Annotated in this window: 14 protein-coding genes; 11 read left to right on the top strand and 3 right to left on the bottom strand. The window is 68.9% G+C overall.

Annotated elements, in window-relative coordinates; all coding sequences use genetic code 11:
* The 5 genes from D450_RS31415 to D450_RS0126430 all read left to right on the top strand — a co-directional run.
* On the top strand, nt 1–638 hold a 638-nt coding region (locus D450_RS31415), incomplete at its 5' end, for a DUF3558 family protein (RefSeq protein ID WP_039821035.1).
* A gap of 406 nt (nt 639–1,044) precedes the next feature.
* The gene (locus D450_RS0126415) at nt 1,045–1,281 is read left to right on the top strand and encodes a hypothetical protein (protein ID WP_017541629.1); all 237 of its coding nucleotides are present in this window, start codon (nt 1,045–1,047) and stop codon (nt 1,279–1,281) included.
* Nucleotides 1,282–1,297: 16 nt separating this feature from the next.
* On the top strand, nt 1,298–1,873 hold the full coding sequence (locus D450_RS0126420; RefSeq protein ID WP_152520923.1) for a hypothetical protein: 576 nt from the start codon (nt 1,298–1,300) through the stop codon (nt 1,871–1,873).
* A 160-nt stretch (nt 1,874–2,033) separates the two neighbouring features.
* Complete coding sequence (locus tag D450_RS0126425; protein ID WP_017541631.1) at nt 2,034–2,441, top strand: hypothetical protein; 408 nt, start codon at nt 2,034–2,036, stop codon at nt 2,439–2,441.
* A gap of 2 nt (nt 2,442–2,443) precedes the next feature.
* The gene (locus D450_RS0126430; protein WP_017541632.1) at nt 2,444–2,665 is read left to right on the top strand and encodes a helix-turn-helix domain-containing protein; all 222 of its coding nucleotides are present in this window, start codon (nt 2,444–2,446) and stop codon (nt 2,663–2,665) included.
* Here the strand turns inward: D450_RS0126430 and D450_RS0126435 are convergent.
* Nucleotides 2,647–3,330: a DUF4386 domain-containing protein gene (locus tag D450_RS0126435; RefSeq protein WP_017541633.1), complete on the bottom strand. Its 684-nt coding sequence runs from the start codon at nt 3,328–3,330 to the stop codon at nt 2,647–2,649. The genes D450_RS0126430 and D450_RS0126435 overlap by 19 nt on opposite strands.
* A gap of 328 nt (nt 3,331–3,658) precedes the next feature.
* On the opposite strand from D450_RS0126435, the gene D450_RS0126440 reads away from it, so the two are divergent.
* A complete protein-coding gene (locus tag D450_RS0126440; protein ID WP_017541634.1) occupies nt 3,659–4,939 on the top strand; it encodes a purple acid phosphatase family protein in 1,281 nt (426 codons plus the stop codon).
* Nucleotides 4,940–5,003: 64 nt separating this feature from the next.
* Here the strand turns inward: D450_RS0126440 and D450_RS0126445 are convergent, their stop codons facing one another.
* On the bottom strand, nt 5,004–6,506 hold the full coding sequence (locus tag D450_RS0126445; protein ID WP_017541635.1) for a serine hydrolase domain-containing protein: 1,503 nt from the start codon (nt 6,504–6,506) through the stop codon (nt 5,004–5,006).
* Nucleotides 6,507–6,596: 90 nt separating this feature from the next.
* On the opposite strand from D450_RS0126445, the gene D450_RS0126450 reads away from it, so the two are divergent.
* Nucleotides 6,597–7,250, top strand: a complete 654-nt coding sequence (locus tag D450_RS0126450; protein WP_017541636.1) for a TetR/AcrR family transcriptional regulator — start codon at nt 6,597–6,599, stop codon at nt 7,248–7,250.
* A 110-nt stretch (nt 7,251–7,360) separates the two neighbouring features.
* Here the strand turns inward: D450_RS0126450 and D450_RS0126455 are convergent, their stop codons facing one another.
* Entirely contained in the window at nt 7,361–9,118 is a 1,758-nt protein-coding gene (locus D450_RS0126455; protein WP_017541637.1) for a stealth family protein, read from the bottom strand.
* Between the two features lie 616 nt (nt 9,119–9,734).
* On the opposite strand from D450_RS0126455, the gene D450_RS0126460 reads away from it, so the two are divergent.
* The 4 genes from D450_RS0126460 to D450_RS0126475 all read left to right on the top strand — a co-directional run bounded on the left by D450_RS0126460 (nt 9,735) and on the right by D450_RS0126475 (nt 14,736).
* Entirely contained in the window at nt 9,735–11,486 is a 1,752-nt protein-coding gene (locus D450_RS0126460) for a LamG domain-containing protein (RefSeq protein ID WP_241483289.1), read from the top strand.
* Between the two features lie 436 nt (nt 11,487–11,922).
* Entirely contained in the window at nt 11,923–12,234 is a 312-nt protein-coding gene (locus tag D450_RS33540) for a hypothetical protein (RefSeq protein WP_152520924.1), read from the top strand.
* A 718-nt stretch (nt 12,235–12,952) separates the two neighbouring features.
* Nucleotides 12,953–13,390 (top strand): hypothetical protein, encoded by a 438-nt coding sequence (locus tag D450_RS33545; protein WP_152520925.1) that lies wholly within the window; start codon nt 12,953–12,955, stop codon nt 13,388–13,390.
* 914 nt (nt 13,391–14,304) lie between these two features.
* Nucleotides 14,305–14,736 (top strand): hypothetical protein, encoded by a 432-nt coding sequence (locus D450_RS0126475; protein ID WP_152520926.1) that lies wholly within the window; start codon nt 14,305–14,307, stop codon nt 14,734–14,736.
* Nucleotides 14,737–14,815: the final 79 nt, after the last annotated feature.

The raw sequence follows: 14,815 nt of genomic DNA on the forward strand, positions 1-14,815 counted from the left end.
GCGACGGCCCCGGCGGTCCGAGCGGCCGCGGGCTCGGGAACGCGCGCCGGCGGCGCACCGCCGCACTGGCCGGCGCGGGTGCCCTTGCACTGGCCGCCGGGGCCGCCATCGCCTGGTCGGCGGCGTCCGTCCTGGAGTCGCCGGAGTCCACCGCCGCCCCCTCGCCCGAAGCGTCGTCCGCCTCCGCCGCCGCTCCCGCCCCGGGCATCGGCGCCGGCGCCGATCCGTGCGATGTGATCGACAACGACCTCATCGGCTCCTACCAGCTCGTGGACACCGGTACACCGGGCGGCCACACGGAGGAGACGACCAGCGTGAAGACCTGCGAATGGGGGTCGGCCGCGTACACGGACGGCGGCTTTTCGCTGACCCTGGCGTACGGGTCGTCGCCGTTCAGGATGTTCCCCGAGCGCGCGGACCCGGAGGACGCGGTCGACCTGTCCGGCCTTCCCGACGGGACGGTCCACGTCGAGTCCGCGTCCGAGTTCACCCCCGGCGACTGCGAGGTCGGGTGGTCGTTGCAGGACGGCCACGCGGCCGTCCTCGCCTCCTTCGAGGCGGACGGGGTGCTGGGCGGTGCCCCGTGCGACGTCGCGGCGGACTTCGCCCGAGACGTCTCCGCGAAGGTGGCCGATTAGCCCCCGGCCCGATGGTCTCCGTCCCTCCGCATGAGGGGCGCGGACCGCCCACGGTCTGTCCGTCCCCGGCCCTTCCGCCCCTGGTGGTGGGCGGCCCCCGGTTTCGGGCGCCCTCTGGGGCGGTGGCCGGTGCCGGCGGCCTGGAGCCGCCGGATCGGGGCGTGGTCGCCTGCACCGATCGGCGCCCCAGAGGGCATCGTGGGCCCCTCGGACCGCGCCGCCCGGTACTGCGGCCTGACCCGCAAGCCCTGGCCCCGGACCGGCGGTGCAGCGCAAGGCGGGTGGCGTCCCACCCCGCCGTCGCCGGTGCGGGCGGACGGGTGAGAAGGTGTCTCCCCGCCGCCGGGAACATGGTCAGGCACGTCCGGGCGGCCGCCCACGTCATCGAGTTGCCGCGGAAGGTGAGATGGAGTTCGTCGTCGGTTTCTTGTTGGGCCTCCTCCTCATGGCGGTCGGGCGCTTCATCTTCTTTCGCTTCGACCGCTACATGGAGATCATGACCCTCTTCGACACCTTTCCGCGGGGTGGGCGCTTCAGCCAGGCGGTGCACCGGTACTGGGGAGGCGGGTTCTGCTTCGCGACCGGGGTCCTGGCCGTCGTCTGCTCCGTGGCCGTACCGATCGCCATGCTGCTCGACGGCTGATCCCGGCCCACGACCCATGCCTCCTGACTCCCCGCCTCCTCTGGTCTGGGGGGCGGTGATGGCGCCGGTGGTGGCCGTCCTCCTCGGAGCCGTCTCCCCCCGCTGGTGGGCGCGGTCGGCGCAGCGCGACAGCCTGGTCATGACGGCGCTGGCGTGCGCGGCGGCCAGTGCCGCCATGGCAGGGGGCGCGGGGGACCCGAGCCTCATCCTGCACCCCGGGATTCCCGAGGCGCTCTTCGGCTTCGCCCTGGTGGCGTTCCCGACCGCATGGCTGCGGAGCCTGGTCGACCCGTGCTCTCCATGCCGCCTCGTCGCCGAGACCGTGCTCTCGGTGGGCCTGGCGACCGTGTCGCTGCTCGCCTCGTTGCCCCTCCTCTTCTTCAACCTCCCGGGAGCTGCGGCGGGCGGCTCGGTGACCGCGCTCGCGGCGGTGTACTGCGCCCGTGCGGTGTTCGACCGCATATCCCGGACGTGGGCGGCGTTCTGCGTCGGCGGGGCCGTCGGAGTGATCGCCTCCGCGGTGCTGCTGATCCCCCTGGCCGTGGTCTGCAGCGTGCTCGTCGTCCTGCTCCAGGAATACGTCCGCGGGTGAGCAGGCCGACCCTCTCCTCCCGGCCTGGTGGGTCCGGGAGGTGTCGGCCTCCCAGGCGCCAGCGGCCTCGGCGCGTCAATGTCAAAGATCCTTGACATTTCGGGTGCTTTGTGCTTTCGTGGCGCCTCCGGTCGGCGGGGAGAAGAGTCGGGAGGCGGCCATGCCCTACGGGGAGCGGCGCACGTGGGCCTACCTCGTGACGGCCCTCTTGGTCCCCTCGCTCTATGTCGCCGCCGTCCTGGCCGGGCCGGGCCTGGCCCGCTCGGTCGAAGGCGAATTCCAGGCTCCGTTGCTGGTCGCGATCGGTGCCGGACTCGTCGCGAACATGTTCTTCGTCCGGCCGCCGCGCAAGGGGCGGGACCGCCGTGACGAGCGCGATGCCGAGATCGACCGCCGGGGGGAGCGCGTCGGCTTCATCGTGCTGGGCGCGGCGATGATCGCACCCCTCGCCCTGGCGATGCTCGAAGCCGCGTACTTCTGGATCGCCCACGCCGCCTACCTCGCCTATGTGCTTTCGGCGGCCGTGTCCTCGGCCGCGAAACTCGTGTTCTACCGGCGGGGGCTGTAGCCGTGGCCAGGCCGACCAAGGTGACCAACCGGATTCGGGAGCTGCGGTTCGCCAACGGCCGGATGACCCAGGCCGAGCTGGCGGACCGCGTCGAGGTGACCCGCCAGACGATCATCGCGATCGAGCAGGGGCGCTACTCGCCCTCCCTGGAGACGGCCTTTCAGATCGCCCGGGTCTTCGGTGCGACGGTCGACGACGTGTTCGCCTATCCCGAACAGGAGTGAACGCGGACGGGCAGGACGACGCGGGTGCCCCTCGCGAGCAGCCAGACGATGAGGGCGATCTCGCCGACGAAGGTCAACACCGCCGCCTGGAACGCGTAGCCGCTGAACAGGACCGCTCCCAGGCTGTCGGCGAGGTATCCCAGACCGGCCACGACCAGGAGCACTCCGAAGGCCGCGTGGATGAAGTCCGCCTTGACGGCGAGCCACCCGATGATGAGCAGGTGGACCCCGAAGACGCCGAGTGCCAGCCCCCACACGGAGTCGAACACCTCGGTCGCCGCCAGCACCGCCTCGGGTTCGTCGAGCCGGTCCACCACCAGCGCGAGGTGTCCGGTCGCCGCCATCAGAACAGCGGCGTAAGCGACTCTGAACCACGCGGCCGCGGTCGCCACCGCCCGGTTCACGTTCTCGAAGACGGAGTACAGGGCCGCCGCCACGACCACGTCGAGCACCGCCACGGCGATCAGGGCCGCAACGCCAGAGCGGAACAGGGTCTGCGCTGCGGCGATATCGGTGGCGGTGCGGACCGCGTCGCCGGGGGTGACCAGCCCCTGCACCACCACGACGCTGCCGAAGACGCCGAGGACGGCCATGAGGATCAATGCGGCGCCGGCCGTGAGGGACGGGGCGCGCAGGGTTCGGGCGGGAGGGGCAGAGGTGTTCACGGGGCTCCTCGTTCAGTGGTGGAGGGAACACCGTCAATGTAAAACACCTTTGACACGATGTCCAGATTTTTTTACATGCGTCGGCTGGGGCGGGGGACCGTCGTGCCTACGCCTGCACCAACGAGGGCCCCAGGGGGCGTTCGGCGCGCCGCGACGGCCGCCGGGCCGGACCGGGAAGGACGGCGATTCCGCCGCACCGCCCCCGACCTGGCGGGTCCGGCGGGCGTCGGCCGAGTGAACCGTCCCGTCCTCCACCCGTTCATCCGGGATTACCCCGCCCTCCTTACCGTCACGTAGGACCGCATCGCCCCCGTGTGGATGAGGAGACATGGCCCTATCCCCCCTGTCCCGCGCCGGCGCCCGGCGCGGGGCCGCAGTGACGACCGCCCTGACGCTCGCGCTCGCCGCCGCCTCCCCGGTCCAGGCCGCCTCCGCCCCCGAGCGCACGACCCTGACGCCCACTGCCGACCAGTCCACCTCCCAGACCGTCACCTGGCGCTCCGCCGAGGACTACGCCCCCGTCCTGGAGATCGCCCCCGAGTCCGACCCCGGGCAGGTCCGCCGCGTCGAGGGCGAGCGCACCGGCAGCACCGAAGGCGTGCACTTCCGCGCCACCGTCGACGCCCTCCAGCCCGGCACCGGCTACCGCTACCGGGTCGGCTCGGCCGACGGCTCCTCCTTCGGCGACTGGCTCACTTTCACCACCGCGGCCGAAGAGCACGACCCGTTCCGCTTCCTCTACTTCGGCGACGTGCAGAACGACATCACCAGCGGCGCCGCCCCCACCGTCGAGGCCGCCCTGGCCGACGCCCCCGACGCCCACCTGGCCGTCCACGCCGGCGACCTGGTCAACTCCGGCGGCAGCGACGACGAATGGGGCGAGTGGTTCGGCGCCTTCGGCCAGGAGGCCACCGGCACCATGAACCAGGTGGCCGCCCCGGGCAACCACGAGTACTCCGGGTGGAGCGTGACCGACCACTGGCCGCTGCAGTTCCCCGGCGCCGGCAACGGGCCCGATGACGACGACCTCGAGGACACCGTCTACTACACCGACCACCAGGGCGTGCGGTTCGTCGTGCTCAACGCCAACTACCGCAACGCCCCCTGGTTCGACACCAAGGACTGGCTGGAGGACCAGGCCGCCTGGCTGCGCGGTGTGCTGGAGGACAACCCCAACCCCTGGACCGTGGTCACCTTCCACCACCCGGTCTTCTCCAACACCCCCGGCCGCGACAACGGGAAGTTGCGGGACATGTGGCTGGACGTCTTCGAGGAGTACGACGTCGACCTGGTGCTCCAGGGGCACGACCACAGCTACGGCCGCGGCAACATGGTCGCCAACCGCACCGACGACCCCGACGTGCAGACGGGGCCCGTCTACGTCGTGGCGGTGACCGGGCCCAAGATGTACGGCGTCACCGACGCCAATTGGACCGACAACGGCGCCGAGGCGCGGGTGCAGCGCGGGGAGACGCAGACCTACCAGGTCGTCGAGGTCGACGGGGCGCGCCTGGACTACGTCTCCAAGACCCGCGAGGGCGAGGTCATCGACCGCTTCAGCATCACCAAGGACGCCGGCGGCAAGCAGGTCACCGACCGGCCGATCTGACGGCGACGCCTTAGGGCCGCCCGCCCGCGCCCTGGCAGGGGCGGGCGGCCCGGGGCGCCGACCGTCACCGCTCGCCCGTCTCCACCGGGACCCGGGCCGGCTCCGCCCGCTCAGCCGCCCGCCACCGGGGCCGGGCGGCCCCGGCGATCACCGCGACCACCGTCACGGCCCCCGCGGCGGTCGCGACCAGCAGAGCGATCCATGCATCGGGAACCCACACCAGCGGGATCGCCGCGCCGACGGTCGCGACGACGGCGGCCACCGCGGCACCGGGCAGCGCTCCCGCCAGAGCCACCAGGGCGGCCGGGACCGCGCGCCGCCACGCGGACGCGGTCCCGGCGGGACGGCGGAGCAGAACGAGCGACCGCACGGCCGCGACGACCATGAGCACGGCCAGCGCAGTGGAGCACCACACCACGGCACGGTGGAGCGGGGCCGAGCCGGCGTCGACGGAGGGCTCCGCCCCGGCGAGGATCCGGGCCGCCCCGAATCCGACCTGCATGACCGACCGGTCCTGGAGAAGCGCGTAAAGGTTCTGCTGCACCACCAGGGCACGGTCCTGCTCCGGCAGGAGGAACAGCATGCCGGAGTAGCCGGGGGATGCCCCGGTGTGCCAGACCGCGTCGTCCAACGGCGCGTCGAGTCCGCCGACCCTCCAGCCCATCCCGTAGCCGGACCCGCCTCCGTCCGGCCGGAGGCGCCCCTCCTCGCGCATCAGGTGCACCGACTCGGAGGTGAGGACCGCCTCCCCGTCGGCGGTCTGCGCCCCTCGGAGCTGGAAGGCGGCGAAGGCCGCCAGGTCACCGAGGTCGCCCCCGGTGTACCCGTAGACCGCGCCGCCGTCGTCCACACCGTCGGCGACCGGGGCCGGCACCCCCCACAGCGGTTGGTGCCCCGGCGCCAGTCCGCGCGTGCGGGCCGAGGCCCGGTCGGCGATGGCGCCGTCCATCCCCGCAGGTTCGAACACGGTCGCCCGGACGTGCTCGGCATAGGAGCGGCCGGTGGCCGATTCCATCACCGCCGCCAGCACCAGGTAGTTGGTGCTGGAATAGGCGTACTCGGTGCCGGGAGGTCCGAGCGGGTCCACAGCGTCCAGCGTGCCGATGCGCGCGGCCGGGGGCGGGCAGTCGGCGTCGAGGCAGTCGACCGCGCCGACGGCGGATGCGGGGATGCCGGCGGTCTGGTGCAGCAGGTGGCGCACGGTCACCTGCGGCGCGTGCTCCGGTCCGCCGAACCGGAAATCCGGGAGGTGGTCGACGACCCGGTCGTCCAGGCCCAGCACCCCCTCCTCGACCAGGGCCATCACCGACGTCGCGGCGATCGGTTTGGCCACCGACCCCCACAGGAACGGGGTTCGGGCGGTGACCGGGTCGCCCCGCCCGTCGGTGCCCCAGGCCCGCTGGTGGACGGTCCCCTCCGGGGCGACCACGGCGTAGGCGAGTCCGGGGGTTCCGGTGGCCTCCATCCGGTCGCGGATGTAGGCGTCGAGCCGGGCGTGGCTCCCGGCCCCGGCGTCCGCCCATGCGGGAGCGATCGGGGCGCAGGGCAGCAGGACGGACAGGAGCACCGCCGTGCTCGCGGCGGCCCNTCCTCCTCAGGGGAGTCCGAATAACCGTATGTGTATATGGTTTTTACCGTATGCTGGTACGGTAATCAAGTGCCGCGAACCGCCGACCACGAACAGCGCCGACGCCAGATCGCCGACGCCGTCTGCGCCCTCATCGCCGACCACGGCCTCGACGCCGTGACCGTGGCCCGCACGGCCGCGACCGCGGGGATGTCCGTCGGCCTGGTGCAGCACTACTTCCGGACCAAGGACGACATGCTGCTGCACGCCTTCCGCACGGTCAGCGCGCGCATCCGGGAACGCGCCGAGGAGCACATCCGGGCGGGGACCGAGCACCGTCGGCCCATCGCGCAGGTCATGGCCGCGGTGATGGCCGAGTTCCTCCCGCTGGACGAGGAGCGCCGCACCGAGCACCGGGTCTCCCGGGCCTTCGCCGGCCGCGCCCTCGACGCCCCCGCCCTCGCCGAGGTCGACCTGGAGACCGCCTGCCGCCTGCGCGAGGACATCGCCCGCAGCGTGCACAACGGCAAGGAGTGCGGCGAGGTCGAGCCGCACCTCGACCCGTGGCCGGCCGCCGTCCGGCTGACCGCCGTCGCCGAGGGCCTCGCGGTGCAGGTGTACCGCGACCTCTCCGGCGGGGACACGCGCGCGGCAGAGCTGTCGGCATCGGTCATCGACGCCGAACTCGCCGAGGTCTTCACCGGCCGATGCCGGCAGTACGCAGAGGCGGCCGACTCCGTCTGAGTCCCCTCAGCGCTCGTGGGCTTCGGTCCCGTGCCGAAAACCGGTGCGCATCCGCGAGGCCGTCCCGCCGTGGCGCCATGCGCCCGCGGAGCGCATCGGCCCCGCCTCTGCTACTCCCCGCTCTTCTCCCAGGGGGACGGGAACGGGAAGTACTTCTCCAGGAACCCGCGCACCATGCGGCCGACCTCCTCCTGGCGCTCGGGCGGGGTGTCGACGTCGTTCAGGCAGAAGAAGTCGTGCGCGCGCTCGGTGCGCAGCTCGTTCAGGCGGTCCGGCGCGTCCGGCGCCGACAGGTCCACATACCGCAGACGGTACCGCCCGGGGACGGCCCGCCCGGTGAGCAGTGCGTGGTGGTGGTGCAGGGTCGCGGTCATCGCGATGTCGCCCGTCGAGCGGAAGCGGGAGGCGGCCGTCGCCTGTACCGATGCGGCGAACGTCTTCTCCAGCTCGTTCATCACCTGGCGGATCTGCGGCTGGGGCGCGTGCTTGAACTTGTGGGTGATGAACCGGCCGTGCTCGGCCTCCATGAGCGCACGCACGTTCTTGCCCGCCGAATTGGGAGCCGGCTCGTCAGGGTGCGGTTCCCCAAAGCCGAACTGGAAGGGGGAGAACGGTACCTTCGCGATCCCGTTCGCGTAGAAGAAGTCCTCGGCGGCGGCCGGTCGGCCCAGGAAGAAGTCGTCGTTGAGGTAGAGGTAGCGCTCGCTGAGCCCGGTGATGTGGTGCAGCTGGGTCTCGATGGCGTGGGAGTTGAACACCGGGAGCGCGTCGGGGTCGGTGAAGATGTCGCGGTGGTCGACCACGGTGACCCCGCCCGCCGAGGTGTCCAGCCAGTCCGGTGTCTGTCCGTCGGTGACGATGTAGACGTGCCGGATGAACGGCGCGTAGGCGTGCAGGGAGCGCAGCGAGTACTTGAGCTCGTCGCGGCTGGTGTACCGGGAGGCGCCGGCTCCGTGGGCGGTGACCTCCGATGCCTCTCCCCGGTGGTGCGCGCGTTTGGCCGCCAGGTCCGGGTCGTCCCCGTCGACCCAGGTGTAGACGGCGTCGATGGGGAAGTCGACCTGGTCGACCCGGGGGCGGGTGAAGGGCTCGAAGGTGGGGTGGGGACGGCCGGCGACGGGCACCGTGGCCGGTACGCGCTGGTCGGCGGGGAGCACGTCGGCGACCTTGTTTCGGCGCGGCGCCACCCACGAGCGGAAGAGGACATCCTCGGGGGCCTGGACCCGCAGGCGTGCGCACTTCTCCTCGAAGGCGGGGTCGGCCAAGAGCTTCTCTCCGTCGCGCCAGAACTCCACGTCGCACCCGTGCTCCAGGCCGGCGAGGAGCTGCCCGGCGGGGCCGAGGAGGTAGCGGCCGAACCGGATGACCGCGGACTTCTTGACCTCCTCGGGGAGGGCGCCCTCCGCGTAGAGGGCGGGGCCGGCCTCCAGGGCGCCGCCCGAGGCGGGCTTGGCCGCGTAGACCGGGGCCTGGCGGTACAGCTCGCGCATGGCGTCCAGGAACGCCTTCTTGTCGGCGCGGCGCAGGCCCACCACGTGCCGGGTCCGGGAGCGGCCGGGCACCAGGAAGTAGTCCACGTCCGCGCGCACGGCCGCCTCGGTGACCAGGCGGAGGTTGTCGGCGGAGGCCTGGCGCGAGGTGAAGGAGTCGGTGGCCAGCCCGATCAGGCCGTCGCCGTCAGGGCCGCTGAAGGTGCCCAGACGGTCGTCGGAGTCCAGCAGGGCCTGGCGCTTGCGGGCGATGCGTTCGGCGCGCTTGCGCTCCTCGGCGGCCGCGCGTTCGCGGCGCCGCTCCTCCGCGCGGCGTTCCCGGACGGAGGAGGGGAGAAGCCGCGCCCCGGCTCTCCTGATACGCGTCTGCACGCCCATACGGCTGTCCTTCCAGAGGCGGAGTGGGGGCGCTCCGACGTGTCATCTGTGGCCTGGCGACCGAGCAGAACTGCGGTTGACCTGCGGTTATGCAGATGATCGCCAAGACCTACCGGACGGTAGGCGATCAAGGTCAAGCGGACATAACGGGAATCACGGGCTGATCTCGTTTGTGGCCGGGGGTGGTCACGGGGGGCTTGAGAACCCTGGGAGGAGCCTGAGGGAAGTCTCAGGTTCGCAGTACACGGCGCCCTTGATCCGCCAGGAAAGTTTCTTGTGTGACCTCGGTCATGGGTTGCGCGTTCTGAGGCGACCTGCCTAATTTCGACGGCGCATGACATGCCGTCCACCACACCCGCTCCGGGTGGGCGCATCCCCCGACCTGGAACAGGTGTGTCCGAACGCCGTCCGGAAGACCCGCGGGTGCCGCCGCGTTGGGCCTCGCGCCGTCCGCGTCGCCGTCGGCCGCTCCGGCCGTCGCCCCCGATCGGCTTCTCTCCTGGAAGGCAGGGGGCTCCGCCTGAACGATCCCGTGTCTTCGGGTGAAGGCGTTCGGCGGGGAGTCGTGTCCCTGGAATCTGCTGTTCCTGGAAGAAGGATGTGCAAGGTGGTGAACATGTCAGGTTTGGCAGGGCGAATGATCGCCGTATCTGCCGCCACAGCGCTCGTGAGCATCGTGCTCCCCGCCGGCCACGCGCCGGCCGTCGCGGACGACGGGGACTCCGGCCCTGAGCGCGGACCCGAAGTGACGTCCAGCGACTACCCGGAGGGGCATGTGGCGGGCGGAACGATCGGTGACACGGGATCCTTCACCTTCTCCGCCAACGGCGTCGAGGACGCGGCCGCCTACTACTACGGCATCAACACGGGGGCCTGCACGACCGAGCTCGAACCATCGGTCCAGGGCGGTGACGCCACGCTCGAGTTCACGCCGACCAATGACGGACCGCACACCATCAAGGCGCGCACCGTCGATAGTCAGGGCCGGTCCTCTCAATGCGAAACCGTGTACACCTTCATGGTCGCCCCTCTCTCGCATCCGTTCGCCCTCTTCGAGTTCAACGAGAGCGAGGGGGCCTCGGCGGCGGACACCCTGGACAGCGGGGCGACTCTCGAAAGAGAGGAGCCCCTGACCTGGACGCGTGGCCGTGTGGGCGAGCGCCAGCGCCTTGAGGGGGCGGCGGTCCGGTTCGACGGGCACGGGGAACCGCTCATGACACGGGAGCCCGTCATCGACACGGAGCAGGACTTTTCCGTGTCGGTGTGGGCGCGTCTGGACGGCAAGGACAGGGACCGTAAGGCGGTCGCCCAGGGGGAGCCCGGCAACGCCTTCGAGCTCGGCTACCGGTCGTCCTCGGGACTGGACAACTGGGTGATGGAGGTTCCGGTGCGCAACGCGTCCGGAAGCCTCGACAGCATTCAGGTGATCTCGACCGAGCCGGCCCAGGAAGGCGTCTGGACGCATCTGCTCGGGACAGTGGACCAGTCCGAGGGGACGGCGGCACTGTACGTGGACGGTGTCGAGCAAGCGGACGCCGGGAGTCTGCCCAGTGCGGCGGCTGCCCAGGGCCCGCTCGTCGTCGGGGCGCAGGGGGCCGGGGACCAGACGGCCGGCGCATGGTCGGGTGCGGTCGATGACCTTCGCATCTGGGATCGCAGGGTCTACGACGACGGGACGGACGACCGGGGGGATCCTTACACTCTGGCGAGTGACCCGTCTCTTCAGGGCAGATGGATGCTGGACGAGACCGAAGGCAGCGTGGCGGCCGATTCCTCTGACCGCGGCCTTGATGGGTTGCTGGACGGCGACCCCGACCCTGTGTGGGGCGGCGAGATGAACGACGGCACGTTCAGCGATGCCGCCGCCTTCAGCGGTGTCGAGCGGATCACCGTCGGCGAGCCCGTGGTCAGGACCGACCGCAGTTTCAGCGTGGCGGCCTGGGCGCGACCCGACGACACAGGGAACGCCGCGTCAGTGGTGTCGCAACGCGACGCGTCTGGTACAGGAATGCGCCTGGGCATGGCTCCGGTCGACGGGCGTATGCGATGGGTGGTCTCCATCCAAGATGGAGACACGGTGACGACGGCCTACTCCGAAGGGGCGCCGCTCCAAGGGGACTGGGAGCACGTCGCCGGCGTGTACGACTACGCCCGCGGTGAGTTGATGATCTACGTCGACGGCGTGGAACGCGGGGCGGTGGAGCTCGAGCGTTCCGTTCACGCAGAGACTCCGTTCGTCATCGGTGGAGTCTTCGAAGACAGCGACGAAGGCGCGTGGAACGGTGGCGTCGATGATGTCCACGTGTACCAGGGTGTGCTTTCCAAGATGGATATCGGGGCTGTTCAGTTCGGATCCCTGCCGTCCTGACGTCTGAAGCGTTCAATCCAAGGGCCCCTTGTTATGTGGTGCCCGCCGGTCGCGCATGAAGCTCGTGGGGTCCCCGGTGGGCTGGTCATCTTGGTGATTGGCCCTCCTGCCAGGGATGTCACGCAGCCTCGTTCCACCGACTGATCGCCATCATGGTGGCATCGGCTCGACGACCCGCCCGGAACCGGACACCTGCCCATCGGGGCCGGGATCGCCGCCTTCCCTCCCTCCTGCCGGGGCCGGGTGGCTCCTGGGCTGGCGGTGAATCTCTCTTGGGAAAGCTGTTCGAATATCCGCCCTATGAAGGGCAGTCGACAATTATCCCGGTGAGTTCAGGGAGGGTGTGGAGTGTATCCGTCAGGGAGAGGGGAGGTGACGAGGTGGCGAATGATCAGGTGGGGGGCGCTGGACTCCGGCCCGACTGAGGCCTGAGAACGTGTTCGAGTGGTTCTTTGGTGTGATCTGTCCGCTGGTGAGAAAGCCGCTGTGGGAGATCGCTCGAGCGAAGAGTGCCGTGTGGGAAGGCGGACTGAAAAAGAAAGAATTCCCCGGTATTCTGAAGGCGGGGAGCGGAATGGCTTTCGTTTATGCTGTCATCTTCTTTATTCTCTTCCATTTTTCCGCGGAAGGGGCCGCCTGGGCGGGCTTTTCGAGTGTCGCGGAGCTGCTGTCCGCTTGCGGTTTGGTGGGGGGGATACACGGCAATCGGCTTGTCCATGTTCTGGCAGATCGAGTGGGCGAGGAGTGATATTGCGGGGCAATGGGGAAAGGCGTTTTCGATGGCATCGAGATGGGTGATGCTGGTTTATGCGCTTCCAGGGGCTGCGCTGGGCATCGTTGTGGTGCTGTAGAGCGAACCTTGTCCTTGTCGGCTGAAGTTTCGCTCTTCCTGTGCTTTTCGCTGTCCGCCCGTGGGCTGTCCGGCGGAGGCCAGGAGGGGGAGGAAGCCTCTCGTTCCCTTTTCTGCTGGGACCGGTGTTCCTGCGTTGTCAGCTACTACGCACAGGACGGCGGCCCACGTCCATGCCGTCGGCATCGCCCCGAGCAGCGGCAGGGGTCGGCAGTTTGGGATGCCGCGAAGAGTGGGGTATCAGCAGCCAGGAGTGGGACCCGGCATGGCCCGCCAGACGTGCGAGGGCGACCGGCTCTGGTGAGGAGGACAGAAAGATTGCCAGGTCGTCCGGGTGATTTGGGCCCCGGCGTGTCGGCAGGCGGCGGTGGTGCAGGTCGGCGGTGGCCCCGGGGGCCCAGTCGTAGAACCGTTCGCCTCTTGGATCCTCCCTCGCACGCTCCCCGTTCTGAGGTCTCGGTGAACACCCTCTGCGGAGGGGGAATGTGTGAGGAACTGAAAGTGGTTCGTCAGGTTGCAGGCAACCCGTCCTCCGCCATCTTTTCCTGCTAGCTGCTCTCCTGCTGTACGGGCCGTTCGCGCTCGCTGCCGCAGTGGATGGAAAGAGCATGCTCAATTGGAGTCTGGAAGGGAAGCTACTCCTCCCGGGGTTGTTGCGGTGGGGTGGTGGAGTTTCAAAATGGGGTGGCTGTCTCGCATTGAACTCCATGATGGGCGGGTCACCGTCCGAAAATTTCTGAAAAGGGATTCGGTGCCCGCCTACATGGTAGATCGGGCGATCGCGGATGGTGGTGTGGAAATCCACCTGAAAAACAATGATGTATTGTGGTGCATGCCGCTCACGTCATCGCTGGTCGGGGATCTGTTTGGAAACAGGACGAATATTCGGTGTGCCATCGCTGTCGATGAATATACGAGGAAGCATCGAAAGGAAACTTTGAAGGCTGGAATGGAGAGGCGCGTTTCAGTCGACCTGAGCCTCGGCCTCTTCGCCTGCTCGTACGTTTTCATCTCGGGGTCTTACCTGGCGCTCGCTGTGTACGTGGCGCCGTGAGGGTGTGGTGGGGGTTGCTCGGTGGAATGTGAGCCGATGATCCAGGTGGAATTCGCGGGGGAGCTGGGCTGGTGTGTGTAGGTACGTCCCGGATCGGTGATCGGTCTGATCGCGGGGCTCGACGGGTGAACGCCGACGAGGTGGAGGTGAACGAGGAAAGAAGAGCGGAATTCATCATCGATCCCTGCAGTATGCGGACACTGTTGTGGAAGCCGACCGTCCCCTTCGTCGGCATGTTCCTGGGGGAGCGTGGTGGTCGGTCATTTCCGTGAATGGGGATTGGCCGAGTCCCTGCTCATCGGTGCGGGGTTCATGGTAATGGGCGTCCTTCGCTCCTGTTTCTGGGGTGTGGTGTACAGGGGAACGGGTTCCGCATGAACCGAGAATTTGCCACTGCTTTTTCCGTCTGGAAGGAGAGAGTGGTTCCGATGCGGGAGGTGTCCGGCCCAGGTTCGTCGTTCCGGCCTCCGGGCCTGAATATCAGAACGGCGGCTTTCAGGAAGTCGAGTTGGAGTCGACGACCGGTGAGAAGGTCAAGCACAAAGTGGCGCTATTTAGAAAGGGGTGTGTCAGGAAGGGTGGGGAATTAGACGAGGTCGCTCCCTTACTCAGTTTCGAGATGGGTGAGCGGAGCTTCAAGGACGTAGGGTTCTGGAGAAAGTAGGTGCGGGTGCACCGCCCTGGGCTCCATGCGTGTGTCGGCGTGCGGCAGTCCGCGTGACCGGGCGTGTTCGAATGGTCGTGTATTCATGATGTTTCGAAAACGGAAATGTTCTGCGCTCTCTCCTTGCAGGCGAAAGGGGGTGGTCCTGCGTAACTGGTATACTGCGACGTTCGCGCTGGCGTGCGGGACGAGTGAATACATTGCGTTCACTTGGGTCACCTCGAGAATGAAAAATACTGAGAATGTGCTTTTGGAGCTGCTGCTCGTACCTCTGATCGGGGTTGCTTACCTGGTTCTTTGCATGCTGATCGGAGTATTTTCCCGCGTGGTTGTGACGCTCAACGGGATCGTGGTCACCAATTTCTTCGTCAAGCACGTGATTCCGTTTGCCTACGTGAAAGCCCTTGGGCCTGTGCACGATATGTACATCGATGTCAGAGGGGGCGGGCGGGTGGGCATGGTGATCATGGCGAATTCTCCTATCGGGTTCCTGGCCGGGCAGCCGACCAATACGAAATCCAGGCGCCGGCTGGAGGAGGCGGTCAGTTCTGCTTGTCCGGATAAGACCGCCGGTGTGCCGCACAAACACGTGTGGTTCCCTTGGCGCTTCACTCTCGCGGCGTACGTCCTGAGCGTGCTGGTGGCCGGCACCGTGTACAGCATCACCGGCGGAGTGGAATGAGTCCACTGCGGTGTGCGGGAGGTGAAGTTGGTCGATGTCCGTGAGATCGATCCGCTTCACTACGGTGGAGTGCTCCTGG

The sequence above is a fragment of the Nocardiopsis halophila DSM 44494 genome (assembly GCF_000341245.1).
In the GTDB taxonomy this organism is placed as follows: domain Bacteria; phylum Actinomycetota; class Actinomycetes; order Streptosporangiales; family Streptosporangiaceae; genus Nocardiopsis_A; species Nocardiopsis_A halophila.

Excerpts from the sequence above, each read along its gene's own strand:
- D450_RS0126425 (WP_017541631.1), top strand. The coding sequence starts at position 2,034 with ATGCCCTACGGGGAGCGGCGCACGTGGGCCTACCTCGTGACGGCCCTC.
- D450_RS0126455 (WP_017541637.1), bottom strand. The coding sequence starts at position 9,118 with ATGGGCGTGCAGACGCGTATCAGGAGAGCCGGGGCGCGGCTTCTCCCC.
- D450_RS0126420 (WP_152520923.1), top strand. The coding sequence starts at position 1,298 with ATGCCTCCTGACTCCCCGCCTCCTCTGGTCTGGGGGGCGGTGATGGCG.
- D450_RS0126460 (WP_241483289.1), top strand. The coding sequence starts at position 9,735 with ATGTCAGGTTTGGCAGGGCGAATGATCGCCGTATCTGCCGCCACAGCG.
- D450_RS0126415 (WP_017541629.1), top strand. The coding sequence starts at position 1,045 with ATGGAGTTCGTCGTCGGTTTCTTGTTGGGCCTCCTCCTCATGGCGGTC.
- D450_RS0126440 (WP_017541634.1), top strand. The coding sequence starts at position 3,659 with ATGGCCCTATCCCCCCTGTCCCGCGCCGGCGCCCGGCGCGGGGCCGCA.